Below are 25,704 nucleotides of genomic sequence, written 5' to 3'. Positions count from 1 at the left end.
AGGTAACACCCGATCAGGTGCCATTGCGCCAGGTGACGTCGTGTCACCGGCCGCCGCGACATGCGGCGTGCCGCCGTGGAACGCGGGGCCGTGTGACCCGGCTCCTGGTGACGTGGTCTCTCGTGACACGGTGTTCCACCTCTCGCGGACGGCTCGGGAACGCGCTCGTCCCCGCACCATCCCGAGGGCTCCCCGACCGCGGCAAGACGGGCCGCTCCAGAACTGTGCCGGGGCCCATCACGGCGGCCCCGGGCACGGCGGGCGCACAGCCGGCCGGCCGTTTCAGCGCCTGCGGAAGCGCTCCACCGCCCGCTGGATCTCCTCACCTGTGGCCGTGGACGCCTGGGCCCAGGACTCGAACTCCAGGGTCGCGCCGAAGTCGCCGGTCCGGGCGATGCCGACCGCCCGCTTGATGTCCCTGACCAGCGCGGGGTCCACCGCCGCCCACCGGGCGGCGAGTTCGTGGGCGGCCGCGACCGGGTCCTCGGCGACGCGCAGTGCCACCCCCTCCCGCACGGCCGTCCCGGCGTCCAGCGTGCCGCCGTCCAGCAGCAGGGCGAGTGCCTTCTGCGGGCCCAGCGCGTCGACCAGGAACCAGGTGCAGCCGCCGCCCGGGTGCAGCCCGATGCGGGTGAAGGTCGCGGCGAACGAGGCCCGCGGCCCGGCCACCCGGACGTCGCAGGCCATCGCGAGGTTGAAGCCGGCCCCCACGGCGGGCCCCTGCACCGCGGCGACGGTCGGGATCCTCAGCTCCCGCAGGCTGAGGAAGCTCTCGTACACACGGTGCAGGTGCTCGCGCACCTCGGCCACCGGCCGTCCCGTGTCCCCGAACAGCGCGGGCAGGTCGGCGCCGGCGCAGAACGCGGAGCCGGCCCCGGTGACCACCAGGGTCCGGGCGTCCGGGTCTCCCGCCACCGTGGCGACGGCCTCGCCGAGCTCCCGGCACATCGCCTCGTCGAGACAGTTCCGGCGGTCCGGGTCGTCCAGTGTCAGCGTCCAGCGACCGCCGTCCTCGACCAGGTCGACCTTCGTCATCCGCGTCTCCTTCCTTCGTCGCTCCTCCCCGGCCCGCACCGGGGTCCGGGGGAACCTATCCCTCACCTCGGCGTCCGCGCACGACGGGGTGGGCCGCCGCCCTCCGCCGGGGGCTGTCGGGCCCGCCGACGATCCGAGTACGCTCGCCGTGCCCCGGGCCCGGGGCGGCCGCCCAGCGTACGGAGGACCCGATGACCGCAGCCGACGCGTCCGTCAACCCGGTGTCGGACGGTGCGCCCGCGCCGGTGCTCGCCTTCCGGGACGACGCCCTCGGCACGGACGACGCGGTCGGTCTGCTGGCACGGCTGAAGGCGGGCGAGGTGAGCGCGGCGGAGGTGGCGCGGGCCGCGGCGGAGCGGATACGCGCCGTGGACGGCAGGCTCCACGCGATGCGGGTGGAGGCCTTCGAGGCGGGCATCGCCTCGGCGCCCGGGGACGGCCCGCTGGCGGGGATCCCCACCCTGGTCAAGGACAACACCACCTACGCGGGGCTGCCCACCGGTCACGGCACCGCCGCCTTCACCCCGCGCCCGGCCCCGCGGCACGCCCCGTTCACCCGGCAGTTCACCTCCACCGGGATGACCGTGCTGGGCAAGACGCGTCTGCCGGAGTTCGGCTTCAACGCCAGCACCGAGTTCGAGGACGCCGAACCGGTGCGCAACCCGTGGAACACGGAGTTCTCGGCGGGCGGTTCCTCCGGCGGCAGCGCCGCCCTGGTCGCGGCCGGGGCCGTGCCGATCGCGCACGCCAACGACGGCGGCGGCTCCATCCGCATCCCGGCCGCCGCCTGCGGTCTGGTCGGGCTCAAGCCGACCCGGGGCCGCATGGCCGCGAACGAGACGGGGCGCAGCCTGCCGATCGACATCATCGTGGACGGAGCGGTGACCCGCACCGTGCGCGACACCGCGGCCTTCCTCGCCGCCGCCGAACTGGCGCGGCCCGCCGCCTCGTTGCCGCCGATCGGCAGGGTGGAGGGGCCGGGCGGGCGGCGGTTGCGCGTCGGCCTGCTCCTGGACTCCCCCACCGGTACGGTCACCGACGACGCCACCCGTGCCGCAGTCACCGCCACGGCGACCACCCTGGAGGGCCTCGGGCACCAGGTGGAGCCGTACCGGATGCCGCTGGACGCGCGGTTCGAGGAGGACTTCGTCACCTACTGGGGGATGCTGGCGTTCCTCGCCGGCGCCACCGGCCGTCTGCTGATGGACCGGCGCTTCGACCGCCGCCGGATGGACGGCCTCAGCCAGGGCCTGCGCGGGCAGTACCTCCGGCGGTGGCACTCCACCCCGGCCGTGCTGCGGCGCCTGCGGCGCGCGGCGCGGGAGGCGTACGAGGACTCCGCGGCACGGTACGACGTGGTCCTCTCCCCCGTCCTCGCCCACACCACGCCGCGGCTGGGGCACCTGTCGCCGGCCGTGCCGTTCCCCGAGCTGATCACCCGGCTGAAGTCGTACGTGGCGTTCACGCCGGTCAACAACGTGTGCGGCAGCCCCGCGATCTCCCTGCCGGGACCGGGGCGCACCCCGGAGGGCCTGCCGGTGGGCGTGATGCTCTCGGGGCGGATCGGGGAGGAGCGGACGCTGCTGGAGGCGGCGTACGAGCTGGAGGCGGCGGGCTGAGGACGCGACGGGCTGAGGACGCGGGGCCGCGGCGGCGGCGCCGCACCCGTACGGCGGTGCCGGGGGGGCGGGCGGCCACGGGTGGCGTACCAGGACGGGCCGGCCTCCGCGGGCCCTGCATACGCTGACGCTGCCCGGCCGGCCGCCCCGTCCCCGCGCCCCCACCGGGGCCGTCCAAGGAGCCGCACCACCATGAGCACGCACCGTTCCCCGGCCCGCGCGTCCGCCGCCGTGGCCGTCGCCGTCGTCGCCGCCCTGTCCCTGGCCTCCTGCGGCACCGACACCGCGTCGTCCTCCGGCCCCACGCCGACCGGCAGCCCGACCGCCTCCCCCTCGCCCACCGGCACCGGCACCGGCACCGGCCAGGCGCACGACGCCCAGGACGTGTCGTTCGCGCAGGGCATGATCCAGTACCACCGCCAGGCGATCCAGGTGGCGGACCTCGCCGAGACGCAGGCGGAGTCGCAGGAGGTCAAGACGCTGGCACAGGACATCAAGCAGGAGCAGGAGCCGCAGGTCCAGCAGATGACCCAGTGGCTGGACTCCTGGGGGGAGCCGGTGCCCGAGACCAGTCCGACCGGCACGGCGAGCCCCACGGACACCGGGAGCCCCACCGGCACGGCGAGCCCCACGGACACCGGGAGCCCCACCGGCACGGGGAGCCCGACGGAAACCGGGAGCCCGAGCCCGACGGACACCGGGAGCCCCACGGACACCGGCAGCCCGACGGGAACCGGCAGCCCGACGGACACCGGCAGCCCGACCGGCACCGCCAGCCCCACCGGCGGCGGCACCTTGCCCGGCATGGCCACCGAGGAGGAGGTCGAACAGCTCCAGCAGGCCTCCGGCGCCGACTTCGACCAGCAGTTCATCACCCTCATGACCGACCATTTCGAGGGCTCCATGGAGCTGGCCCGCACCGAGACGGAGCAGGGCGAGTACCAGCCGGCCAAGGACATGGCGCAGTCGATCCTCGACACGCAGTCCGCGCAGGTCCAGCAGATGAGGACGATCGCCGACCAGAACAACTACTAGGCGTGGGCCAGGTCACACCGTCGCCGTGTCACATCTCGTCGTCCTCGTTCCGTCCTGCTGGTGAACCCGTCCACACGGCCAGGAGGAGACCCGAGATGGAACCCCGTATCAATGCCTTCGGCAGCCCGCTGGCGACCAGTTTCGTGAAGCGCCTGGGCGCGGCCGGCAGGGTCCTGACCGACTCGTCGGTCCCGGTCCTCACGCAGGAACTGGTGAAGCTCCGCGCCAGCCAGATCAACGGGTGCGGCTTCTGCACCGACATGCACTCCAAGGACGCCGCCGCGGCCGGGGAGAGCCAGTTGCGCCTGAACCTGGTGGCGGCCTGGCGGGAGGCCACCGTGTTCACCGAGGCGGAGCGCGCCGCCCTGGAGCTCGCCGAACAGGGCACCCGGATCGCCGACGCGGCCGGCGGCGTCACCGACGAGGCGTGGGCCGACGCCGCGAAGCACTACGACGAGGAGCAGCTCGCCGCCCTGGTGGCGCTGATCGCCCTGATCAACACCTACAACCGGCTCAACGTGATGCTGAGGATGCCGGCCGGCGACTACCAGCCGGGCCAGTTCGGCTGACCGGCCCGCACGGGCCGTAGGACCGGGGAACCGGTCACGGCGCCGGCCGCCCCACGGGCCTCCCGTGGGGCGGCCGGCGCCGCGCTGCCGGACGCGCCGGAACCGCGCAGGTTTCGTGAAGAGACCCAGGGGCAACTGTGGCTTCCGGACCCGGCACCCCTGCCCTCCCGGGTCTCCCGCGACGCCCTGCGCCGTGCGGCCGTCCTACTGTCACGGAGGTCCGGCGGTGAGCCCCCTTCCGATACCCCAGCCCCCTCCCGGAGCCGCGGAGGCGGCCGACGACGCGGAGGTGGTGCGCCTGCGGCGTCGCCTGGAGCGGCTGCTCGGCGTCGCCGCGACCGAGGGGAACGAGCTGGTCGCGTTGCGCAACGGCGACGAGATCTTCCCGGCCATGCTGGAGGCCATCCGCGGGGCGGAGCACACCATCGACATGATGACCTTCGTCTACTGGCGCGGCCAGATCGCCCGCGACTTCGCCGCCGCGCTCGCCGAACGGGCCCGGGCCGGCGTCCGGGTGCGGCTGCTGCTCGACGGCTTCGGGGCGCAGAGGATCGAGAAGGACCTGCTGGACGGCATGGACGACGCCGGCGTGCAGGTGGCCTGGTTCCGCAGGCCGCTGTGGCTGTCGCCGTTCAAGCAGAACCACCGCTGCCACCGCAAGGTGCTGCTGGTCGACGAGACCGTCGCCTTCACCGGTGGCGTCGGCATCGCCGAGGAGTGGGCGGGCGACGCCCGCGACCCCGGCGAGTGGCGCGACACCCATGTCCGGCTCCGCGGCCCCGCGGTGGACGGGCTGGCCGCCGCGTTCGCGCAGAACTGGGCCGAGTCGCACGACGAACTCTTCGACGAGCGGGACCGCTTCCCGAGTCAGGCCCAGCACGGCTCCGCGGTGGTCCAGGTGGTCCGGGGGTCGGCCTCCATCGGGTGGCAGGACATGCAGACGCTGCTGCGGGTGATGCTGACCTCCGCCGAGCACCGCTTCCGCCTGGCCACCGCCTACTTCGCCCCCGACTCGTACTTCGTCGACCTGCTCTGCGCGACCGCGCGGCGCGGTGTGCGGGTGGAGATCCTGCTGCCCGGCCCGTACACCGACCAGCGGGCCTGCCAGCTCGCCGGGCAGGGTTTCTACACCCGCCTGCTGGACTGCGGCGTCTCGATCCACCAGTACCAGCCGACCATGCTGCACACCAAGATCGTGACCGTCGACGGGGTGGCCTCCCTGGTCGGCTCCACCAACTTCAACCGCCGTTCGCTGGAGCACGACGAGGAGGTCATGCTCGCGGTGCTCGACCGGGAGTTCACGGCGACCCTGGACCGGGACTTCGACGCGGACGTCGAGCGCAGTGTGGCCATCGACCGCAAGCGCTGGCGGCGGCGCGCGGCGGTGCAGCGCCTCAAGGAGGCGTCGGTGGCGCCGATCCGCCGCTTCCTCTGATCCGGCGCGAACGGCCGGCCCGGCATGGGACGGCGATCCCGGGGGACCCGGTTCCCCCAGCGCGGCGAGAAGACGGCGAGGCCATGAGCGTTATCGAACAGTCGATCGATGTCGAGGTCCCGGTGCGCGTGGCGTACAACCAGTGGACCCAGTTCAAGACCTTTCCCCGGTTCATGGACGGGGTGAAACGCGTCGACCAGACGCAGGCGGCACTGACCCACTGGGTGACCCGGATCGGCGGACGGACCGTGGAGTTCGACGCGGAGATCGTCGAGCAGGTACCCGACCACCGGGTGCGCTGGGAGGCCCTGGACGCGCCGCGGCACGCCGGGACGGTCACCTTCGACGCGCTGGGCGACGAGCGGTGCCGGGTGACCCTGCGCATCGAGGCGGAGGGGGCCCACGGGTTCGTGGAGCGGCTGGCCGCGGCACTCGGCCTGGTGCGGCGCTGGGTGGACGGATCGCTGGGCTGTTTCAAGGAGTTCGTCGAGGGCCAGGGCCGGGAGACCGGCACCTGGCGCGGCGAGATCAGCGGAAGCCACGTGCGCCCGGGTTCCCGTCACGGCCGGCGCGAGGTGCCGACCTGGCCCACCGGCTGACGCCGTCCGGAGGTCGGCGGCAGGTCACCGGCAGGTCGGCGGCAGGTCACCGGCATTCACCCGCGTTCATCGGAGAGTTGAGGAGAGATCACGTTGCAGAAGCGTTCGAGCGAGGAGCCGGGCGGGGAGCGGGGGGACGACGGCCTCGAGGTGACACCGCCCAAAACGTGGGCGGCGGGTGTGCCGGCGGTGTACCACGCGATGGAGTACTCCCTCTCCCAGACGTCGCCCCGCCGGACGGGGCTGACGTTGCTGAACCTGAACCAGGAACCCGGGTTCGACTGCCCGGGCTGCGCGTGGCCCGACCCCGCCCCGGGGAAGCGCCCGATGAACGAGTACTGCGAGAACGGAGCCAAGCACACCGCCGACGAGGCGACCTCGCGCCGGGTGACGCCGGAGTTCTTCGCCCGGTACACGGTCGACGAGCTGGCCGCGAAGTCGGACCGGTGGCTCAACCAGCAGGGCCGGCTGACCCAGCCCATGGTCAAGCGTCCCGGCTCCCGCCACTACGAGCCGATCAGCTGGAGCTCGGCCCTGGAACTGCTCGCCGACGAGCTGCGCGGCCTGGACTCCCCGGACGAGGCCGTCTTCTACACCTCGGGACGCGCGAGCAACGAGGCGGCGTTCGTGCTCCAGCTGTTCGCCCGCGCCTTCGGCACCAACAACCTGCCGGACTGCTCCAACATGTGCCACGAGTCCAGCGGTTCGGCGCTCAACGAGACGCTGGGCATCGGCAAGGGCGACGTGAGCCTGCCGGACATCCACCACGCGGACCTGATCCTCACGGTCGGCCAGAACCCCGGCACCAACCATCCCCGGATGCTCTCCGCGCTGGAGGAGACCAAGCGGCGCGGCGGCCGGATCGTCGCCGTGAACCCGCTGCCGGAGGCGGGGCTGGCCCGGTTCAAGAACCCGCAGAAGCCGCGGGGCGTCGTCGGGCGGGGCACGCGGATCGCCGACCGCTTCCTGCACATCAAGGTCGGCGGCGACCTCGCGCTCTTCCAGGCGCTCAACGTGCTGCTGCTGGAGGCGGAGGAGGCCGCCCCGGGCACGGTGCTCGCCCACGAGTTCATCGACGCGCACACCCGTGGGTTCGAGGAGTTCGCCGAGCACCTGCGGGCCTCGTTCTCGTGGCCGCGGGTGGAGGAGGCCACCGGGCTGACCCGCGCGCAGATCGAGGAAGTGCGCGACATGGTGCTGGAGAGCCGCCGGGTCGTCGTCTGCTGGGCGATGGGACTCACCCAGCACAAGCACGGCGTGCCCACCATCCGTGAGGTGGTCAACTTCCTGCTGCTGCGCGGCAACATCGGCCGGCCCGGCGCGGGCGCCTGTCCGGTGCGCGGCCACTCCAACGTGCAGGGCGACAGGACCATGGGCATCTGGGAGAGGATGCCGGACACCTTCCTGGACGCGCTGTCGCGGGAGTTCGGGTTCGAGCCGCCCCGCGAGCACGGGCTGGACTCGGTGAACGCGATCCGCGCGATGCGCGACGGCAAGGTCAAGGTGTTCCTCGGCCTGGCGGGCAACTTCGTGCGGGCCACCCCGGACAGCGACGTCACCGAGGCCGCCATGCGGCGCTGCCGGCTGACCGCGCACATCTCCACCAAGCTCAACCGCTCGCACACCGTGTGCGGTGAGACCGCCCTCATCCTGCCGACCCTGGGCCGCACCGAACGCGACGTCCAGGCGGGCGGCGAGCAGTTCGTCACCGTCGAGGACTCGATGAGCCAGGTGCACGCCTCGCGCGGGGTGCTGGAGCCGGCGTCCAAGCAGCTGCTGAGCGAGGTCGCCATCCTGAGCCGGCTGGCCCGCTGCACGCTGGGCGACAAGGTGCCGGGCGCGCGGTGGGAGCGGTTCGAGGCGGACTACGGCTGCATCCGCGACCACATCTCGCGGGTGGTGCCGGGCTTCGAGGACTTCAACACCCGGGTCTCCCGCCCCGGCGGCTTCGGGCTCCCCAACCCGGTGAACGAGGGCCACTTCCCCACGCCGAGCGGCAAGGCGCTCTTCAGCCGCAACGAGTTCGAGGCCCTGAGCGCTCCGGAGGGCCACCTGATCCTCCAGACCCTGCGCTCCCACGACCAGTGGAACACCGTGCCGTACACGAACAACGACCGGTACCGCGGGATCCACGGCTCGCGCCGCGTGGTCCTCGTCAGCCCCGCGGACCTCCGCGCCCTGGGCCTCGCGGAGGGCGACGCCGTCGACCTGGTCGGCGTCTGGCGCGACGGCGTGGAGCGACGCGCCGAGGACTTCCGCGTGGTCCCCTACCCCACCTCGCGGGGCTGCGCGGCGGCGTACTACCCGGAGACCAACGTGCTGGTTCCGCTGGACAGCGTGGCCGACGTCAGCAACACGCCCACATCCAAGGGGATCGTCGTCCGCCTAGAACCGCGGGAGCCGCGCGAGCGGGCCGCGGCCGGGGCGCTGACGGGCGTGGCGGAGGGCGGCACGGCCTGAGGCGGCACGCCTCGCCGCGGCCGCAGCGGCCGCAGCGGTCGCCGCGGGGCCGGCTCAGGCCGGGGCGGAACGCAGCGGCGGCAGGACCAGTTGCCGCCGCACCGGGTCGGCGGTGGCGGCGTCCCGCGACTCCGTCTCCAGGACCAGTTCGTTGGTGGGGAGGATGAACGCCCGGACGGTGAGCTGCTCGTCCCGGGCGAGCCGGGCCTCACGGATGGTGCCGCGGACCAGCGCGTCCAGGGCCTGGCTGGCGGTCTCCACGTCGCCGAACCACGAGGCGGCCGTCAGCCGGGTCCGCAGGCGCAGCCGGGCCCCGGGCCCGGCGCAGGAGTTGGCGCGGAACTCCTCCGCCCACCTCCAGGGCACCTGCTCCGGTTCCGGGAGCGGCAGTGCGGTGGCGCGCAGGACGGGGGCCGCCCGTTCCCCCGCCGGGGCGGCGGGGGCGGGAACCTCGTCCGGGCTGTCCATGGTGGCCTCCTTCGTCACGGCCCGCGTGCCGAGCCTTCCACCATGCTCGGGCGCCCGGCGGGCCGGCGGCCTGAGTACGCCTACTCAAACCGGGCGACTTCGGGTCACCCCGCCCGTAACGCCCGCACCGGCGGGGCTCCCTCACCCCACCCGGCAGTAGAGTCCGCCGCCCTGCCCGGCCGCCCGGGCCAGTGCGGCGACGGAGCCGAGGATCTCCGCCGCGGCCTCCTCCCCGACGCCCCTCCCCCGCCCCGCCGCCCGCTCCGCCCAGGCGGTGGCCGTCTCCCGCAGCCGTCGCGGGCCGGCCGTGGCAAGAGCCCCGGCGAGGCGGCCGGACACGGCGAAGACCCAGGGCCCGCCGTCGTCCTGCTCGGCGACGACGCGCGGCTCGTCGGCCTCGACCAGGGCGTCCCACGCCTCCCCCGTGAGGAACGCCTGCCAGTCGAGCACGGCCTCCTCCGGGTCGAGGTTGCCGCAGGAGAAGGACGCCTGCCCCGGGCCGGGCCCGCCGTCGAGGGCGCGCGCGGCGGCCGGGTCGTCGGGCGCGAGGAAGAAGTCGACGACGACGCTCATGGGCGCATCATTCCGTCACCGGCCCTCGGTCGTCGAAGAAGACGTCCAGGTCCTCCATGGAACCCGGCCCGCACAGGAAGCCCTCGGCGGCGGCGATGTCGGACTCCGCCGGGGGCACCCCGTCCGCGAGGAAGCTCCGCATCCACCTCTCGCCCTGCTCGCCGACCGCGTAGATCCCGGAGAGCAGTTCCGCCATGCCGGACGGCCGCGGGGGCGGGTGACCGGTCACCGGGCGCAGCTCCCACCCGCCGGCCCGTGCGGCCAGCCGCAGGACGCCCGCCCAGTTGGAGACCCGGCCGATGCGCACGTACCAGTTGTCCGCGGCGAAGGGCGGGAGCCGGCCGCCGTGCAGGGCGTTGGTGGCGGCCATGACGTCTGCCACGACCTGCCGTTCCACGGCGTCACGGACCCAGCGCCCCTCCTGCGACTCCTCGATCGCGGCGTCCCACCACTCCCAGGCCGACTCCAGCCGGTCGGCGAACCTCTCCATGCGGCCAGGCTCTCACGTGCGGGAGGGAGCGGGAGGGAGCGGCAGGGGGCGGCGGCGTCCGGCTCCGCCTCCCGCCGTCAGGAGGTGACGGCGCGCAGGCGGACGCGGGTCACCCGGTCCTCGCCGGTCGCGCCGGCCGCGGACTTGTCCAGGACGAAGGCCGTGCCGCCGGTGACGCGGACGTGGTTGGGGAGGGGGCCGGTCGGTACGGTGGCGACCACCTCGGTGGTGCGGGGGTCGACGACGGAGACGTCACCCGCGAGGCGGTTGACCACCACGACCCGGCCGGTGCGCGGGGCGACGTCGACGGACTTGGCGCCCGCGCCGGTCGGCACCGTGGCGGTGACGGTGCCGGAGCGCAGGGAGACGACGGTGAGGGTGCCGGTGGTCTGGTCGGCGGTGTAGGCGGTCCGTCCGTCCGGGGAGAGCGCGATGCCCAGCGGGCCGGATCCGGCGGGGAGCAGCCGCGGACTCCCGGCGCCGGGCCGGACCTCGATGATGCGGCTGTTGAGGTAATCGGCCGCGTAGACGGCGCCGGTGCGCTCGTTCACCGCCAGCCCGGTGGGCCCGCTGCCCTCGACGGTGACCCGGCGGACCTCCTCGAAGGACCCGCTGTCGTAGGCGACGAGCTCGCCCGAGCCGTAGGCGCTCACCCAGACCAGGTCACGCCGCTCGTCCACCACGACCTCGCGCGAGTGCTGCGCGCCGGTCAGGGTGGCGAGGTGCCGTCCGTCGCGCTGGCTGTAGACGGCCACCGAGTCGTTGCGGGTGCTGGTCACCCACAGGGTGTTGTGCTCGTCGTCGACGTCGATCCCGTAGACGGCCTCGGGTGTCCCGCTCTCCGTCACCGGGACGGGGTAGGCCGCCTCGACCTCCAGCGTGTCCGGGTCGACCTTCACCAACTGGGAGCCGGTGACCGGCGCCGGGGGCATGCCCACCGCGGCGGTGGCCCACAGCGCGTCGTTCCGCTCGGAGTAGGCGGACTGGTAGAGGCCGGCGACCAGCGGGGCCGCCTCGACTCCGGTCGTGGGAACGGTCCCGGCGCCCGTCCCGGCGGCGGCCGCTCCCCCGGCGGGCAGCGCGCCGGTGACGGCGAGGGCCAGCGCGACGGCGGTGACGGTGCGGAGGGACAGGGCGCGCGAGGAAGGCCGTGAGGACATGGGCGGCGTATCTCCGGGGGCTCGGGGAAGGCCGGCGCGGCGTGTCTCGGCCCGTCGGCCCGATCGTCCGCGGCAGCCTAACCCGGGCCGCCGGACGCCCGGGGAGCCGGGTCCGTCGCACGCCCCGCCGTCCTTCCCGAGGTCGGCGGCGCGCCCGCCCCGCCGTGCCTGCCGAGGTCAGCGGCGCGCCCGGACCCCGGGAACGTCCAGCAGCCAGTGGCGGCCGACGGTCCAGCCCAGGAACCGCCGGCCTCCGCCGGCCTCGGCGTCCCGCCCGGCGGCCGCGTCCAGCAGGCCGCGCACCGCGGGGGCCAGGCGGGCCGTGACCCGGGCGGGCCGCCGGCCGGTGTCGCCGTCCGCGTCGCCGGGCAGCCAGGCCAGGACCCGCTCCCGTTCCCGCGGCGTGCAGAGCGACAGGAAGAACACCGCCTGCCGCCACGCGTACGCCGCGTCCTTGACGGTGGCGAGCGGCCGCGGGTTGCCCTCGAGCCGTCCCACCAGGCGCCAGGCCGTCAGGAACGCGTCGCGGGCGGGCCGTTCCCACCCCTCGGCGGGCGCGACGCCCGCCCGGGCCACCAGGGTGGCCAGGTTGTGGGTGGTGACGATCTGCGCCTGTTCGATCACCATGCCCTCCCCCGCCACCGACCGGGCGGAGGCGACCGCACCCGCCGACGCCGCCCGGGCCCGATCCGCGCACAGCGCGGCGAAGTCGCCGGCCCGCGCCCGGCCGGAGCGCCCGCCGTCCGCGGCGCCGCCCAGCGCCGCGTAGGGGATGTCGTAGTACCGCTCGTACAGGGTGCCGGTGAGCAACGCCCCGGCGATCCGGGCCGCCTCGCCGAACTTGGGGCTGAAGGCGCCCATGAAGATGTCCGCGGCCAGTTCCTCCACCAGCGGCGCGTCCAGCTCCGCCTGCCGTGCCAGCACACCGAGTTCGCGCAGCAGCGGGTTGGGCACGAGGGTGCCCGGGAAGGCGCGCAGGGCCAGCTCGCCCAGCTCCCGCAGCACGGCGGCCGGGCCCTGACCGCCGTCGCCGGGCCGGCGCAGCGGGAGGACGGCACGCACCCAGGGCAGCTCCTCCACCCTGACCTGCGAGGCCAGGTTCAGCAGGAGCAGCGAGCGCCGCCCGCGGAACGCCCGGTAGACGGCCTCGGTGAGGGCGTGCAGCGACTCGTCCGGCCATGCGCGTGCCCAGACGGCGCCGACCAGCTGGGGAGTCAGCTGGGCGAGCACCTCCGCGGAGGGCACGACCCCCCGCTCGACCAGGGTGGCGACCGGCGCGCTCAGCGCGCCCTCGACCGGCCGGCGGACCTTGACCGGGATCGTGGCTCCGGCCGGAAGCCCGGTGGTGGCCGCCTCCCGCCGCGTCACCGCGCCGGTGAGCGCGGCGACGTCGGTGACGCCGAGGTCCTGGGGCAGTACGGCGAGCCGTGCCGCCACCAGCTGGGCGAGCCGGTGGTGCGACGGCAGCGCCGCCTGGACCGCCTGCGCACGGCGCAGCCCGGTGTGGCGCGGGGAGCCGGGCAGGCCGCGCTTGCGGACCATGCCGGCCACGGCGACCCGCAGCAGCCCGAGCAGCCGGGGGTCCGGGGTGCGGCCGGCCACGGCCTCCGCCAGGGCGGTGCGCAGCACGGCCAGGTTCTGCCGGGGGTCGCGGTGCCTGGTGCAGCGGGTGTGTTCGGCGGCGAGGTCCTGGTAGCGGCGGAGCAGCCGCGCGCCGCGCTCGCGCCAGGCGTCGTCGGGGGTGCGGGCGAGCACCTCGCCGCCGTCGGCCGTCTCCAGCCAGTGGGCGAGCAGTTCGTCGCCGAACGGCTGCCAGACGGTGAGCGCCTCCCGCTGGGTCTCGACGGCGTGGTGGGGCCGGCGGCTCTCCAGCGTCTCCCGTGCCTGGCGGGCCGTGGTCCGGTGCACGGAGCCGGGCCCGGCCGCCGGCCGGGTGGCGGGACGGGGGGTGAACCGCAGCAGGCCGGCGAACGGGGCCAGTTCGCCCACCAGGTCGACGGCCGCGTCCGTCTCGCCCGCGCGGACCAGCCAGGCCACGGTGAGCAGGGCGGCCTCCTCGGGCACGGCCACCTCGTAGGCGCCGCTGTCGAGCAGCTCGCAGAGCCTGTTCAGGCCTTCCCCGGTGAGGAAGTGGGCGAACAGCGCGTGGCGGTCCTCGGGCACGCCGGCGAGGCGCGCGGCCCGCCGTTCGTACTCCAGCAGGGGGCCGCCGGCGCTCGCGGCGCCGGTGGCGAAGCCGCCGTGGACCACTTCGGGGGTGACCCAGGCGGGCAGTCCGGCGACCGGCGCGCGCGAGCCGACGGTCACCCGTCCGTGCCGGACGGCGCTCAGCACGGCGCGCCAGCGCTCGCCCTTGCGTTCCGCGCGGGCGCGTACCTCGGGGTCGTGGTGGGTCGCCGCGGTGGTGAGCGCCTTGGCCAGCTGTCCGAGCGGATAGCCGGTGGAGGCACCGGGTGCGGTCGGGGCGTCGATGTGCTGCTGCTCAGCGTTCTCGTCCATGGCCGACGTGGCGGGTTCCGCCCCCGCGCCCTCCAGGTCCCGAGCCTGGCGCTCCGCTGACTGAGCTACACGTCGTGGTGCGCCGATTCTGCCGGTGGCGGGCAGGGGGTTCAACCCACTTTCGGAGGGTGCGGATCAAGCCGTTGACGCTGTTCGGGTGAACGGGGAATGCGGGCCATCGCCCGGGTTGCTGGGAGCATGGGAACGATGGCTCGCAGCCGACCGGAAGGAATGTGCCTCATGGTGGACGTCGGACGCTTCGGCATCTGGAGCGGAAAGCTCCGCGAGGGCGGGGACGAGGTGGTGGAGGCCGTCAACGAGCTGGACAGGCTGGGCTTCGGTGCCGTCTGGTTCGGGATGGGTTCGGTGCCGGCCGCCGGTGAACTGCTGGCGGCGTCCTCCCGGATCGCGGTGGCGACCGGCATCCTGAGCATCTGGCAGTACGACGCGGAGATGGTCGCCCAGCAGGCGGCGGCGGTGGAGGACCGGCATCCCGGGCGGCTCCTGCTGGGCCTCGGCGTCAGTCACGCCCCGCTGGCGAAGAACTACCAGAAGCCGTACTCGGCGATGGTCGCCTACCTGGACGCGCTGGACGCGGCCTCGGCTCCGCTTCCCCCCGGGTCGCGCGCGCTGGCGGCGCTCGGGCCGAAGATGCTGCGGCTGGCGGCCGAGCGGACGGCGGGCGCCCACCCGTACCTGGTGGACGCGCAGTTCGTGGCCCGCGCCCGGGAGACGCTCGGCAAGGAGGCGCTGCTGGCGCCGGAGGTGAAGGTGGTGCTGAACTCCGACCCGGCCGAGGCGCGCCGGATCGCCCGGCAGACGGTGGACATGTACACCAGGCTGCCCAACTACACCGACAACTGGCTCCGCATGGGCTTCGAGGACAAGGACTTCGCGGGCGGCGGCAGCGACCGGCTGATCGACTCCGTGGTGATCTGGGGCAGCGACGACACGGTCCGCGCCCGCCTCGCCGAGTTCCACGACGCGGGCGCCGACCATGTGGCGCTCCAGGTGCTCGACGGTTCTCCCGACCGTCACCCCCGCGAGGGCTGGCGGCGCCTGGCCGACCTGCTCGAGCTGCGCTGACCCCGCGCGTGGCCCCGGGGAGAGCGCTCCCCGGGGCCACGCGGGCGCGCGGGCGGGCGGGGCCGGCCGGCCTCGCCCGCCCCCTTCTCAGGCCGTCACCAGGGTGAGCCCGTACCGGCCGAGGATCTCGTTCACGGGCTGGAACCAGGTCTGGCCTCCGGTGGAGCAGTTGCCCCAGCCGCCGGAGGTGACGCCCTGTGCCTGGTCGCCGCTGATGAACGAGCCGCCGGAGTCACCGCCTTCGGCGCACACGCTGGTCTTGGTCATCTGGCGCACCGCGCCCTGGCTGTAGTTGACCGTCTCGTTCTTGGCCAGCACGGTGCCGCAGTGCCAGTGCGTGGTCGAGCCGGAGCGGCAGATCGAGGCCCCGACCGGCGCTTCGTTGGAGCCGCGCACCAGCTGGTCGGAGACGGTGCCCCAGCCGAGCACCACCGGCACGGTCCACCAGCCGCTGCCGACGTTCACCCAGGCGTAGTCGTTCTCGGGGAACGACGAGCCCTGGATGTTGCCGATGTAGCTGCGGTCCCAGCCGCTGACCGCCTGGCCGGCTCCACCGCAGTGCCCGGCGGTCACGAAGCCGCCGACCACCGAGAAGCCTATGGAGCAGCGGACGTTGCCCGTGTAGAAGGGGTCCCCGCCGACCGTGCCCGCCGCCAGGGTGCGCGGCGCGCCCGGGACCTCCGCGACGGTCACCGGACCGGCCTCGCGGGCACGGTCGAGGAAGCGCCGGACCGCCTCGTCGGACCGGCTTCCGTCCGCGACGTTCACGACGACCGTGTTGGCCCGGGGATCGACGTGCCAGCCGGTCACCCCTTCCGGGGCGTCGAGCCGGTCGATGCGTCGCTGGGTGGCGTCCAGTGCCCGCGCGTCGTGCCGGACGGTGCGGACCTCGGCGCCGGTGGCCTCCACGGCACGGCGGGTGCGGTCGGGGGCGTCCGAGGTGAGGGCAACGGCCAGCCGCCCGGTCTCCGCGTCGAACCAGGAGCCGCCGTAGGCGGAGCCGGCGGCGCGGCGCGCCGTGGGTTCGAGCGTGGTCGCGCTCTTCTCGGCGGCGAGGCGGTCCTTCGCCTCGGCCTCGGTGAGGCCCAGGTCCTGCCGCATGGCCCGCAGCAGCCCGTCGGAGGCGGGGGCCTCCTCCCGGGTGGCGGCGACGGGGCCGTCGTCGGCCGAGGCGGTGGGCACGGCCTGCGTGGCCCACGCTCCGACGACGAAGAGCGCGGCGAGTGCGGCGCGTGTGAGGGCGTTGCGTCTCATGGGGGTGCCTTTCGGTCCGTTCCGGCGGGGTCGGTGGAACCAGGGGTCGGTGGAACCAGGGGTCGGTGAGAGCGCTCTCCGGGCCCGCCGCCGGAACCACGGGCGCGCGGGGAGGGGGCCGGCCCGAGGGAGTGGGGCCGGGGGTGGGCGGTGGGGCTAGGAGCCCGTGTCGCTGCCGGAGGTGTCGCGCCGGGCGGCCGGCGAGGGCGCCGCGGGGGACGCGGGCGCGCCGGGCGCGGCCGCCGTGCCCGGGACGAGGAGCGGTCGTCGGGAAACCACGCTTTCCTCCTGAGAAACGCCCCGGGGCGGGCCAGGACGGCACGCGGCCCGGGAGGTGGGGGGGTGACCAGGCGGGTGGGGCGGGCGCGCACGACGTAACGGCCGTGTACGGCGCCCACCCCGGTGTGGCGTGTGCGGTTCTGATGAAATCGCGCTGCTTTTGAAACGTCAAGAGCGTTGAGAGCGCTCTCAGTTGACATTTTCCGCCCCGACGTCGCGCGCTCGCGGAGGATCCGGCGTCTCACGACGGGCATCACGGGACGACCGCGGCGACGTCGGCCGCCCGCGGTGGGGCGGACCGCCTAGCCGCCGGCGGCGGTCGGTCCCGCGGGCCCGCGGCCGACCCGCGCGATGCCGGTCTCGTAGGCGTACACCACCGCCTGGGCGCGGCTGCGGAGGTTCAGCTTGGTCATCACCCGGTGCAGGTGCGTCTTCACGGTGGACTCGCTGACGCACAGGCGGGCGGCGATCTCGTCGTTGCCGAGGCCCTGGGCGACGAACCCGAGCACCTCGGCCTCCCGGCCGGTGAGCGGGTCGGCCGCGTCGTCCGCGGGCCTCGGCGGCAGGCCGTGTGCGGCGGTGTGCCGTTCCACCAGTCGCCGGATCCGCGCGGGGGCCACCAGGAGGTCGGCGCTGAGCGTCGCGGCGACGGCGCTGAGCAGCTGGGCCGGCGGCATGTCCTTCAGCAGGAAGCCGCTGCACCCGGCGCGCAGCGCGGCGTAGACGAACTCGTCCTCGTCGAAGGTGGTGAGGACGACGATGCGCGGGACCGGCTCGATCTCGAGGGCGAGGATGCGCTCGGCGGCCGCGAGACCGCTCAGACGGGGCATCTTGATGTCCATCAGGATCAGTTCGGGGCGGTGTTCGCGGGCGGCCGCGACGGCCTCCTCGCCGTCCGCGGCCTCCACCACCGGACCGAGCCCCTCCACCGTGCGCAGCAGTGTGACGATGCCGGAACGGATCAGGTGCTGGTCGTCGACGACCAGGATGCGGGCCACGGGGCTCCTCGGGAAACGCTCGCCTCTTCGGTCAGCCGCTGGCCCGGTCCCGTCCCAGGGGGATGCGGAGCTGCACCTGGAAACCACCCCCCGGGCGCGCCCCGGCGGTCAGCGAGCCGTGCCAGATCCTCGCCCGTTCCCGCATGCCGATCAACCCGTGCCCGGTCCCTCCGGGAGATGTGGCCGAAAGCGATCCGCCCTGGTCGGAAATGGTTACCACCAGTAGCTCGGACTGGTACAGGACTTTCACCACGGCCGCGCGGGCCCCGGAGTGCTTCACGACGTTGGTCAGAGCCTCCTGCACGACGCGGTAGGCGCAGAGTTCGATCCCCGGGTGGAGCGGCCTGCGCTCTCCCGCGTGACGGACCTCGACGCGCACGCCGGCGGCCTCCAGCCGTTCGGCGAGCACCGGTATCCGGTCGATGCCGGCCAGCAGGTCGTCGGGGACCGGAGCGGCCGGATCCTCCGGTTCGCCGGTGCCGCCGAGGTCGTAGGTGCGCAGCACCACCAGCAGGCGGCGCAGTTCGTCCAGCGCGTCCCGTCCGGCGGTGGCGGCGGCGCCGAGCGCCTGGTGGGCGGCGGGCGGGTCGGAGGACAGGAGGTACTCGGCGAGGCCCGTCTGGAGGGTGATGATGGTCATGTGCTGCGAGATGGTGTCGTGGAGTTCGCGCGCGATGCGGAAACGCTCGTCCAGCACGGCCCGCCGGGCCTCCTGCCGCTGCTGCTGGTCGAGCAGGGCGGTGAGGCGGCGCAACTCGGCGTTGCGTGCGGCCAGTCGGCGCTGGGTCAGCCCGATGGCGAGGGCGACGCCCGGTACCAGCACCGCCTGCACGGTCACCACGGGCCAGGGAAGCCGCCCGTACACCCCGCTGAGGGCGACCACCGCCGCCAGCAGTACGGCGCCGCACCCGGTGCGGGCCGGCCGCTCGCGGGCGGCGGCGGAGACGAACGCGACCGCCGGGACCCAGAAGTTGAGGGAGGGCTGGTACCCGAGCACCAGGTAGCCGGCGAAGCCCGCAGCGGTGGTCAGCAGCACGCCGAAGGGCCAGGTGTCGCGCCAGGCGAGCGCCAGGGCGATCAGGGCGGTGAGCAGGTACGCCCAGAGGTCGAACGCCCGCCAGGGCTCCGGCCGGTAGAAGGCCCCGGCCAGGCAGCCCGCCACGGCGAAGCACGCGGCGAGGGCGGCGTTGGCCGGGCGCGGGCGGCGGGCCGGCGACGCGGGCATCCGGTCATGGTAGGTGAGGATTCCCAACTGCTGTGCCCCCGGCGTGTGTTGTCCGCTGCGCCGGCCGTGCCGCGGCGCCTCAGGACCGGATGAACTCCAAGGCGGTGTTGATCCTGGTCGTCCAGCCGGTGAGGCGGGCGCCGTCGTCGAAGGGCACCACCAGCGGCAGGCCGACGAGGACGGGCTGGCTGCCGGTGCTGCCCGGCGTGCGGCCGTGCGTCTGCAGGGTGATCACGTCCGTCTCGAACTGGTCCATCGGGACGTCACCGGCGAACAGCCCGCTGTACGCCTCCTGTCCCGACCTGAGGACGACCGGCCCGTCCGGGTCGCTGCCCTCGTAGGCCGGGACGGCGGAGCGCGCCGTGGCGTGGTCCGAGGGGTCGCCGAGCCACACGTGCGGGTGGTGGTAGAGCGCGCAGGCCTTGTCGCCGTCGTTGGTCACGACGATCAGGAAGTGGTCGGGGTCCTCGTCGTCCGACTGCTTCTCGTGGGTCGTGTGGAAGGAGAGGTCCAGGGCGTCACAGGCGGGGGCGGAGCCGCCGCCGCTGCCCTTGCCACCGGCGCCACCCCCGGCACCGCCCTTGCCTCCCTCGCCTCCCTTGCCTCCCGAGCCGCCGGTGGCGCCGTCGCCGTTCCCGTCGCCCGGGGCGCCGGTCTCCGTCCCCTGCTGCCCGCCGTCGCCCGTCGGCGTCGGCGCCGGCGTCGCCGAGTCCCCCGCACCCGGCGAAGCCGACGGCTTGGCGCCCGCCGCCGCGTCGGCCGCGTCCGACTGGCAGGCCGTGGTGGCCAGCACCGCGGCGACCGCCGCGGCCCCGAGGAGGCCGGACCTCCGGCGGGGACGGCGGGCGGACCTCGTGCGGTGCGGGCGGTGTGATCGGTGCGGACTGTTCATGGTGTTTCCCCCGTGTTCGGCCGTGCGTTCTCCGCACCACCGAGGCTAGGAGGGCGAGGTCGCGGGCCGCGTCCGCCGGGCGGACACCACCTGCGTCAACTTCCGTGCGGGTGTGCCGTCGGGTCAACCTGAGGTGGACGTGCGGGTCGTCCTCAGGTTGACCCGACGGCCACGGTGGATTCATCCCCTCGCCCGAGGCTCGATCGGCTGCGCGTCGCCTCCTCAAGCGGCAGACTGATCCGATGATCGATTTCTCCGGTTCTCAGTCCAAGGCCGACCTGCACCGTTACCTGCGGGACGCGCGGGAGGCGCTGCTGTGGAAGCTGGAAGGGCTCTCCGAGTACGACGCCCGCCGTCCCCTCACACCCACCGGGACCAATCTGCTGGGCCTGGTGAAGCACCTGGCGAGCGTCGAACTGGGGTATCTGGGCGACGTGTTCGCCCGGCCCTCCGGCATCCCCCTGCCGTGGATCGCGGACGGCGCCGAGCCCAACGCGGACATGTGGGCCACCGCCGAGGAGTCCCGCGAGTTCGTGGTGGACCTGTACCGCCGGGCCTGGGCGCACGCGGACGCGACGATCGACGCGCTGCCGCTGGAGACGGTGGGCACGGTGCCGTGGTGGCCGGAGGAGCGGCGCGAGATCACGCTGCACCATGCCGTGGTGCGGGTGATCGCCGACGCGCAGCGGCACGCGGGGCACGCCGACATCCTGCGTGAGCTGATCGACGGCTCGGTGGGGATGCGGGAGGACAACCCGGCGCTGCCGGAGACGGACGCGGCGTGGTGGCGGTCCCACCGCGCCCACCTGGAACGGACCGCCCGCGAGGCCTGACCCCTCCCCGCCGTGCGGTGAGGGGGACGGGCACCCGTGGGCGTGGCACGCGCCGCCGTTGCCCTGTGGGGCGGTCGTAGCGAGGCGGATCCACGCGTTGTCGAGGGCGTTGAAGGACGCCGGGCCTTCAACCGCACGCCGCCGCCGGGTGGGTGTGTCCGCCCGGGCCGCGCTGAACCACGCGGACACGTCGCCCGGAAGGGGCGCGGGGCGCGGCCGTCCGGGCACGGCCACGCACATAGCGGAAGCCCGTAGCTATGTGCTGCCACTCCACTGGCAGCGCAGGCACCCGTTCGTACGGTTCGGAACGCGTGCCCCCGCATGCGCCTCACCCCGACCCCCGCCCCCACCCCGTCCGGGAGGACCCATGCCGGTTCCTGACCGCCCCCGATCCGGGGCCCGGTTCCGCGGGTTCGGCCTGACCGCCGTACTCGCCCTGCTGCTGGCCCTGTTCGCCGCCCCCGCGCCCGCCTCCGCCGCCTCGCTGACCCAGGTCACCGGATTCGGCAGCAACCCGGGCAACCTCCAGATGTACGCCTACGTCCCCGACGGGCTCCCCGCCGGCGCCCCGCTGGTCGTCGCCCTGCACGGCTGCACGCAGAGCGCGCCCGACTACCACGCGCACTCCGGGTGGGCCAAGTACGCCGACCTGTACGGGTTCGCCGTGGTGTACCCGCACACGTCGAGCGCCAACAACGCCAACTCCTGCTTCAACTGGTTCCAGTCCTCCGACTACGCCCGGGGCCAGGGCGAGGCGCTCTCCGTCAAGCAGATGGTCGACCACGCGATCGGCCGCTACGGCGGCGACCGGTCCCGGGTGTTCGTCACCGGGCTCTCGGCCGGCGGGGCGATGACCGCCGCCCTGCTCGCCGCCTACCCGGACGTGTTCGCCGGCGGCTCCATCGCCTCCGGCATCCCGGCCGGCTGTGCCACCAGCGTGGTCAATGCCTACACCTGCATGTACAACGCGACCTCCCGGACCCCGAAGCAGTGGGGCGACGCGGTGCGTGCGGCGTCCGGCGGCTGGACCGGCCCGTGGCCGCGGGTCGCCGTCTGGCACGGCACCACCGACACCACCGTGGTGCCCGCCAACGCCACCCAGTCGCGCGACCAGTGGACCGACGTGTGGGGCCTGGGCCAGACCCCCAGTTCCACCGCCTCGCTCCCCGGCAACACGACGCAGGCCGTCTACACCGACGCGAAGGGCGTCCCGGCGGTCACCACCTTCACCGTCTCCGGCATGGGTCACGGCACCGCCGTCGACCCCGGGTCCGGCACCCAGCAGTGCGGCACCGCGGGCGCGTACTACCTCGACACCATCTGCTCGAGCTACTACACCGCCCTCTTCTGGGGCCTCGACGGGGACTCCGGAGGTCCGGGCGAGCCCGGCACCCTGCCGGCCCCGGCCGGGCTGGCCGCCGGCCCGGTCACCGACACCGGCGTCACGCTGAGCTGGAGCGCGGTGGCGGGAGCGGCGTCGTACGAGATCCACCGCGGCGGCTCCCGGGTCGGCACGGCGACCGGCACCTCGTACACCGACACGGGGCTCTCCCCCGGCACCGCCTACACGTACACCGTGGCCGCCGTCGACTCCGCCGGCACGCCGGGAGCCCGTTCGGCGGCCGTCACCGCCACCACCACCGGCGGTGACGGAGGCTTCGAGCCGCGCTGCTACACGGCCTCCAACTACGCCCACGTGCAGGCCGGCCGCGCCCACCACAGCGGCGGCTACGCCTACGCCAACGGGTCCGAGCAGAACATGGGCCTCTACAACACCTTCTACAGCCACACCCTGGAGGAGACCGCCCCCGGCCACTTCGTGATCTCCGACGCCGGCTGTCCGTCCTGATCCACGGCCTCCCGGCCTCCCCGCGGGGCCGTCACCCCTGGTGGCGGCCCCGCGCACCCGTCAATGCGGCGAAATTATCTTGACGTCAAGATTTACCGGGCCGAAACTGCTCCTGATCGAGTCCCAGGAGCCCTTCATGCCTTCCCCGCTGTCCCGCCTGCTCCCCGACGACCGCCTGATACGGGCGATGTCGTACCAGTCGGTGCTCTCCGCCTTCGCCGAGGGCGTCTTCATCACCGGAGAGGCCGTGTACTTCACGCAGGTCGTCGGCCTGAGCCCGGCACAGGTCGGCCTGATGCTGACCCTCTCCCTGGCCGCGGCCTTCCTGTTCTCCGTGCCGCTCGGCCGCCTGGCCGACCGGCTGGGAACGCGGCGCAGCTGGATCCACGGGTCGCTGCTCCAGGCGGTCTTCTTCGCCTCCTGGTTCCTCGCGAGCGGATTCGCCACGGCGCTGGCCGTCCTGATCCCGCTCGTCCTGGCGGAGACCTGGGCGCGCACCGGCCGCAACGCCTACCGGGTGCAGATCTTCCCCCGCGAGAAGCGGGTGCACGCCACCGCGTACCTGCGCGCGGCCCGGAACGTGGGCTACACCCTGGGCGCGGCGGCCGGCGCCGTGGCGCTCGCCCTGGACAACCTCACCCTGATCCACGCGGTGCCGCTGTTCACGGCGGCGGTGCTGCTGAGCAACGCCTACTGGATCGCCCGCCTCCCCGAGCCGCCTCGCGCCGCCCCCGTCACACCCGCGGCCCCGACCGGCCCGGACGCCGGCCCTGCCGCCGGCCCTGCCGCCGGCCCTGTCGCCGGGGCCGCCCGCCGCCGTGACCCGCGCGCGGCGCTGCGTAACCGGGCCTTCGTCCTGCTGACCTTCCTCAACGGCGTGCTCCACACCCACCAGGTGCTGCTGACCACCGTGATCCCGCTCTGGCTGGTCACCGAGACGGACGCCCCGAAGGTGGTGCTGGCCTGGCTCTACGGCACCAACACCCTGATGGCGGTCGCCCTCCAGGTGGCCGCCGCCCGGGGCGTCGCCACGGTCGCCGACTCGCTGCGCGCCCAGCGCCGCGGCGCCGTCTGCTTCCTGGCCTCCTGCGCGATCATCGCGGTCACCCACGAGACGGCCGGCTGGGTGACGGTCCTGCTGATGTGGGTCGGACACGTCACGGTGACCGGCGCCGAGATCTACCAGTCGGCCGGCGAGTGGGGGCTGGTCGCCGAGCTGGCCGACCCCGAGCGGCGCGGCGAGTACGAGGGCGTGGTGAACCTCGGCTCCAACCTGGGTACCGTCTGGGCTCCGGCCGCGTACACCTTCCTCGCCATGTCCTGGGGCCCGGCGGGGTGGGCGGTGATCGCCGCGGTCATCCTGACGGCCGCCGTGGCGCTCCATCCCGCGGCCCGCGCCTGCGAACGGCATCTGCGGCGGCACGGACTCACCCCCGGGGACCCGCGGGAGCTGCCGGAGCCGCCGGAGCTGCCGGAGCCGAGGACGGCCGGGAAGGGAACCGTTCCGGAACCCTCTTTGCATGACCATACGGGATGATGCATAATCTTCCTATGTCCAAGGTCCTCACCTCCCTCCCCGTCGGCGAACGCGTCGGCATCGCCTTCTCGGGCGGCCTCGACACCTCCGTCGCGGTCGCGTGGATGCGCGACAAGGGCGCCGTCCCCTGCACCTACACCGCCGACATCGGTCAGTACGACGAGCCCGACATCGACTCGGTGCCCGGCCGCGCCACGGCCTACGGCGCCGAGGTCGCGCGCCTGGTCGACTGCCGCGCCGCGCTGGTCGAGGAGGGCCTGGCCGCGCTCACCTGCGGAGCCTTCCACATCCGCTCCGGCGGGCGCGCGTACTTCAACACCACGCCGCTGGGCCGCGCCGTCACCGGCACCCTGCTGGTGCGGGCGATGCTCGAGGACGACGTCCAGATCTGGGGCGACGGCTCGACGTACAAGGGCAACGACATCGAGCGGTTCTACCGCTACGGCCTGCTCGCCAACCCGAACCTGCGGATCTACAAGCCGTGGCTCGACGCGGACTTCGTGACCGAGCTCGGCGGCCGCAAGGAGATGTCCGAGTGGCTGGTCGCGCACGGCCTGCCCTACCGGGACAGCACGGAGAAGGCGTACTCCACCGACGCCAACATCTGGGGCGCCACGCACGAGGCGAAGACCCTCGAGCACCTGGACAACGGCATCGAGACGGTCGACCCGATCATGGGCGTCCGGTTCTGGGACCCGTCGGTCGAGATCATGACCGAGGACGTCACGATCGGCTTCGAGCAGGGCCGCCCGGTGACGGTCAACGGCAAGGAGTTCGCCTCCGCCGTCGACCTGGTGATGGAGGCCAACGCCATCGGCGGCCGCCACGGCCTGGGCATGTCCGACCAGATCGAGAACCGGATCATCGAGGCCAAGAGCCGCGGCATCTACGAGGCCCCCGGCATGGCGCTGCTGCACGCCGCCTACGAGCGGCTGGTCAACGCGATCCACAACGAGGACACCCTCGCCCAGTACCACAGCGAGGGCCGCCGCCTGGGCCGCCTGATGTACGAGGGCCGCTGGCTGGACCCGCAGGCGCTGATGATCCGGGAGTCGCTGCAGCGCTGGGTCGGCGCCGCGGTCACCGGCGAGGTCACCCTGCGGCTGCGGCGCGGCGAGGACTACTCGATCCTCGACACCACGGGCCCGGCGTTCAGCTACCACCCGGACAAGCTCTCCATGGAGCGCACCGAGGACTCGGCGTTCGGCCCGGTGGACCGCATCGGCCAGCTGACCATGCGCAACCTGGACATCGCCGACTCCCGCTCCAAGCTGGAGCAGTACGCGGGTCTCGGCCTGCTCGGCACCGGTGGCGGCCCCGCCCTGGGCGCCGCCCAGGTCACCGGCCTGATCGGCACCATGCCCGAGGGCGGCGCGGAGGCCATCGCATCCCGCGGCGAGGTGTCCGAGGACGACGAGCTGCTGGACCGCGCGGCCATGGAGTCCGGCACGGACTGACGCCGCGGCGACCCTCACGCACGACCGGCCGAAGGCCCGGTCCCGGCGTCACCCGCCGGGGCCGGGCCTTCCGCTTTGCCCGGATCTCTGGATGACTGTGTGACAAACCGTTAGCTTCGGACCGGGGGATGGGCGACGGCACGGCAGGCGCACGCCCCGCGCTCCGTCCGCCCGCGGCAGGGCGACGCGGCGCCCAGGTCGCGTTCGGGGGGCTCGGATGAAGATCGCCTTCTTGGTGTACAACGCCTACGGCATGGGCGGCACCGTCCGTGCCACCGCCAACACCGGTGCGGCCCTGGCCGGCCTGGGGCCCCAGGTCGAGGTGGTCTCCGTCTACCGGGCCCGCGACGAC

At 74.2% G+C, this 25,704-nt stretch carries 21 protein-coding genes and 1 tRNA gene; 11 read left to right on the top strand and 11 right to left on the bottom strand.

Annotated elements, in window-relative coordinates; translation table 11 throughout:
- Positions 1-282 precede the first annotated feature (282 nt).
- Positions 283-1,035, bottom strand: a complete 753-nt coding sequence (locus GBN72_RS05210; protein WP_151770396.1) for an enoyl-CoA hydratase — start codon at positions 1,033-1,035, stop codon at positions 283-285.
- 191 nt (positions 1,036-1,226) lie between these two features.
- Between GBN72_RS05210 and GBN72_RS05205 the strand changes: the two genes are divergently transcribed.
- From GBN72_RS05205 to GBN72_RS05180, 6 genes are all read left to right on the top strand, one after another.
- Positions 1,227-2,654, top strand: coding sequence for an amidase (locus GBN72_RS05205; protein WP_151770395.1), 1,428 nt, complete (start codon positions 1,227-1,229; stop codon positions 2,652-2,654).
- A gap of 192 nt (positions 2,655-2,846) precedes the next feature.
- Positions 2,847-3,689, top strand: coding sequence for a DUF305 domain-containing protein (locus GBN72_RS05200; protein WP_151770394.1), 843 nt, complete (start codon positions 2,847-2,849; stop codon positions 3,687-3,689).
- 95 nt (positions 3,690-3,784) lie between these two features.
- Entirely contained in the window at positions 3,785-4,258 is a 474-nt protein-coding gene (locus GBN72_RS05195; protein WP_151770393.1) for a carboxymuconolactone decarboxylase family protein, read from the top strand.
- A gap of 241 nt (positions 4,259-4,499) precedes the next feature.
- On the top strand, positions 4,500-5,693 hold the full coding sequence (locus GBN72_RS05190) for a phospholipase D-like domain-containing protein (protein ID WP_246212351.1): 1,194 nt from the start codon (positions 4,500-4,502) through the stop codon (positions 5,691-5,693).
- Positions 5,694-5,776: 83 nt separating this feature from the next.
- Positions 5,777-6,292, top strand: coding sequence for an SRPBCC family protein (locus GBN72_RS05185; protein WP_151770392.1), 516 nt, complete (start codon positions 5,777-5,779; stop codon positions 6,290-6,292).
- Between the two features lie 201 nt (positions 6,293-6,493).
- Positions 6,494-8,752, top strand: a complete 2,259-nt coding sequence (locus GBN72_RS05180) for an FdhF/YdeP family oxidoreductase (RefSeq protein WP_151770958.1) — start codon at positions 6,494-6,496, stop codon at positions 8,750-8,752.
- Positions 8,753-8,806: 54 nt separating this feature from the next.
- On the opposite strand, the gene GBN72_RS05175 is transcribed toward GBN72_RS05180, so the two are convergent.
- The 6 genes from GBN72_RS05175 to GBN72_RS05150 all read right to left on the bottom strand — a co-directional run bounded on the left by GBN72_RS05175 (position 8,807) and on the right by GBN72_RS05150 (position 14,017).
- A complete protein-coding gene (locus tag GBN72_RS05175; RefSeq protein ID WP_151770391.1) occupies positions 8,807-9,220 on the bottom strand; it encodes a hypothetical protein in 414 nt (137 codons plus the stop codon).
- A gap of 141 nt (positions 9,221-9,361) precedes the next feature.
- Positions 9,362-9,793 (bottom strand): hypothetical protein, encoded by a 432-nt coding sequence (locus GBN72_RS05170; RefSeq protein ID WP_151770390.1) that lies wholly within the window; start codon positions 9,791-9,793, stop codon positions 9,362-9,364.
- A 7-nt stretch (positions 9,794-9,800) separates the two neighbouring features.
- Positions 9,801-10,283 (bottom strand): hypothetical protein, encoded by a 483-nt coding sequence (locus tag GBN72_RS05165; RefSeq protein WP_151770389.1) that lies wholly within the window; start codon positions 10,281-10,283, stop codon positions 9,801-9,803.
- 77 nt (positions 10,284-10,360) lie between these two features.
- The gene (locus GBN72_RS05160; protein ID WP_151770388.1) at positions 10,361-11,443 is read right to left on the bottom strand and encodes a Vgb family protein; all 1,083 of its coding nucleotides are present in this window, start codon (positions 11,441-11,443) and stop codon (positions 10,361-10,363) included.
- Between the two features lie 177 nt (positions 11,444-11,620).
- Positions 11,621-13,942 (bottom strand): hypothetical protein, encoded by a 2,322-nt coding sequence (locus tag GBN72_RS05155; protein ID WP_151770387.1) that lies wholly within the window; start codon positions 13,940-13,942, stop codon positions 11,621-11,623.
- Positions 13,942-14,017 (bottom strand) — tRNA-Pro (locus GBN72_RS05150). Before GBN72_RS05150 ends, GBN72_RS05155 begins: the two co-directional genes overlap by 1 nt.
- Before the next feature lie 165 nt (positions 14,018-14,182).
- Between GBN72_RS05150 and GBN72_RS05145 the strand changes: the two genes are divergently transcribed.
- Complete coding sequence (locus tag GBN72_RS05145) at positions 14,183-15,028, top strand: LLM class F420-dependent oxidoreductase (protein ID WP_174887066.1); 846 nt, start codon at positions 14,183-14,185, stop codon at positions 15,026-15,028.
- A gap of 87 nt (positions 15,029-15,115) precedes the next feature.
- Here the strand turns inward: GBN72_RS05145 and GBN72_RS05140 are convergent, their stop codons facing one another.
- The 4 genes from GBN72_RS05140 to GBN72_RS05125 all read right to left on the bottom strand — a co-directional run bounded on the left by GBN72_RS05140 (position 15,116) and on the right by GBN72_RS05125 (position 19,676).
- The gene (locus GBN72_RS05140; RefSeq protein WP_151770386.1) at positions 15,116-16,282 is read right to left on the bottom strand and encodes a S1 family peptidase; all 1,167 of its coding nucleotides are present in this window, start codon (positions 16,280-16,282) and stop codon (positions 15,116-15,118) included.
- A gap of 581 nt (positions 16,283-16,863) precedes the next feature.
- Complete coding sequence (locus GBN72_RS05135) at positions 16,864-17,559, bottom strand: response regulator (RefSeq protein WP_164540387.1); 696 nt, start codon at positions 17,557-17,559, stop codon at positions 16,864-16,866.
- Positions 17,560-17,590: 31 nt separating this feature from the next.
- A complete protein-coding gene (locus GBN72_RS05130; RefSeq protein ID WP_151770385.1) occupies positions 17,591-18,784 on the bottom strand; it encodes a sensor histidine kinase in 1,194 nt (397 codons plus the stop codon).
- A gap of 79 nt (positions 18,785-18,863) precedes the next feature.
- Positions 18,864-19,676 (bottom strand): DUF4232 domain-containing protein, encoded by an 813-nt coding sequence (locus tag GBN72_RS05125; RefSeq protein ID WP_151770384.1) that lies wholly within the window; start codon positions 19,674-19,676, stop codon positions 18,864-18,866.
- 242 nt (positions 19,677-19,918) lie between these two features.
- Between GBN72_RS05125 and GBN72_RS05120 the strand changes: the two genes are divergently transcribed.
- From GBN72_RS05120 to argG, 4 genes are all read left to right on the top strand, one after another.
- A complete protein-coding gene (locus tag GBN72_RS05120) occupies positions 19,919-20,509 on the top strand; it encodes a DinB family protein (RefSeq protein WP_151770383.1) in 591 nt (196 codons plus the stop codon).
- A 367-nt stretch (positions 20,510-20,876) separates the two neighbouring features.
- Positions 20,877-22,358, top strand: a complete 1,482-nt coding sequence (locus GBN72_RS05115) for an extracellular catalytic domain type 1 short-chain-length polyhydroxyalkanoate depolymerase (protein WP_151770382.1) — start codon at positions 20,877-20,879, stop codon at positions 22,356-22,358.
- Positions 22,359-22,494: 136 nt separating this feature from the next.
- Positions 22,495-23,895 carry an MFS transporter gene (locus tag GBN72_RS05110; protein ID WP_151770381.1) on the top strand — a complete coding sequence of 467 codons (1,401 nt, stop codon included), beginning with the start codon at positions 22,495-22,497 and terminating at the stop codon, positions 23,893-23,895.
- Between the two features lie 14 nt (positions 23,896-23,909).
- Positions 23,910-25,352 carry an argininosuccinate synthase gene (argG, locus tag GBN72_RS05105; RefSeq protein ID WP_151770380.1) on the top strand — a complete coding sequence of 481 codons (1,443 nt, stop codon included), beginning with the start codon at positions 23,910-23,912 and terminating at the stop codon, positions 25,350-25,352.
- Positions 25,353-25,704: the final 352 nt, after the last annotated feature.

Source organism: Streptomyces abyssomicinicus (assembly GCF_008974245.1).
Taxonomy (GTDB): domain Bacteria; phylum Actinomycetota; class Actinomycetes; order Streptomycetales; family Streptomycetaceae; genus Streptomyces; species Streptomyces abyssomicinicus.
This window is presented reverse-complemented; position numbering and strand designations above follow the sequence as displayed.

Coding starts and splice junctions, on each gene's coding strand:
- GBN72_RS05210 (WP_151770396.1), bottom strand. CDS start 1,035: ATGACGAAGGTCGACCTGGTCGAGGACGGCGGTCGCTGGACGCTGACA.
- GBN72_RS05205 (WP_151770395.1), top strand. CDS start 1,227: ATGACCGCAGCCGACGCGTCCGTCAACCCGGTGTCGGACGGTGCGCCC.
- GBN72_RS05200 (WP_151770394.1), top strand. CDS start 2,847: ATGAGCACGCACCGTTCCCCGGCCCGCGCGTCCGCCGCCGTGGCCGTC.
- GBN72_RS05195 (WP_151770393.1), top strand. CDS start 3,785: ATGGAACCCCGTATCAATGCCTTCGGCAGCCCGCTGGCGACCAGTTTC.
- GBN72_RS05185 (WP_151770392.1), top strand. CDS start 5,777: ATGAGCGTTATCGAACAGTCGATCGATGTCGAGGTCCCGGTGCGCGTG.
- GBN72_RS05180 (WP_151770958.1), top strand. CDS start 6,494: ATGGAGTACTCCCTCTCCCAGACGTCGCCCCGCCGGACGGGGCTGACG.
- GBN72_RS05175 (WP_151770391.1), bottom strand. CDS start 9,220: ATGGACAGCCCGGACGAGGTTCCCGCCCCCGCCGCCCCGGCGGGGGAA.
- GBN72_RS05170 (WP_151770390.1), bottom strand. CDS start 9,793: ATGAGCGTCGTCGTCGACTTCTTCCTCGCGCCCGACGACCCGGCCGCC.
- GBN72_RS05165 (WP_151770389.1), bottom strand. CDS start 10,283: ATGGAGAGGTTCGCCGACCGGCTGGAGTCGGCCTGGGAGTGGTGGGAC.
- GBN72_RS05160 (WP_151770388.1), bottom strand. CDS start 11,443: ATGTCCTCACGGCCTTCCTCGCGCGCCCTGTCCCTCCGCACCGTCACC.
- GBN72_RS05155 (WP_151770387.1), bottom strand. CDS start 13,942: ATGGACGAGAACGCTGAGCAGCAGCACATCGACGCCCCGACCGCACCC.
- GBN72_RS05145 (WP_174887066.1), top strand. CDS start 14,183: ATGGTGGACGTCGGACGCTTCGGCATCTGGAGCGGAAAGCTCCGCGAG.
- GBN72_RS05140 (WP_151770386.1), bottom strand. CDS start 16,282: ATGAGACGCAACGCCCTCACACGCGCCGCACTCGCCGCGCTCTTCGTC.
- GBN72_RS05130 (WP_151770385.1), bottom strand. CDS start 18,784: ATGCCCGCGTCGCCGGCCCGCCGCCCGCGCCCGGCCAACGCCGCCCTC.
- GBN72_RS05125 (WP_151770384.1), bottom strand. CDS start 19,676: ATGAACAGTCCGCACCGATCACACCGCCCGCACCGCACGAGGTCCGCC.
- GBN72_RS05120 (WP_151770383.1), top strand. CDS start 19,919: ATGATCGATTTCTCCGGTTCTCAGTCCAAGGCCGACCTGCACCGTTAC.
- GBN72_RS05115 (WP_151770382.1), top strand. CDS start 20,877: ATGCCGGTTCCTGACCGCCCCCGATCCGGGGCCCGGTTCCGCGGGTTC.
- GBN72_RS05110 (WP_151770381.1), top strand. CDS start 22,495: ATGCCTTCCCCGCTGTCCCGCCTGCTCCCCGACGACCGCCTGATACGG.
- argG (WP_151770380.1), top strand. CDS start 23,910: ATGTCCAAGGTCCTCACCTCCCTCCCCGTCGGCGAACGCGTCGGCATC.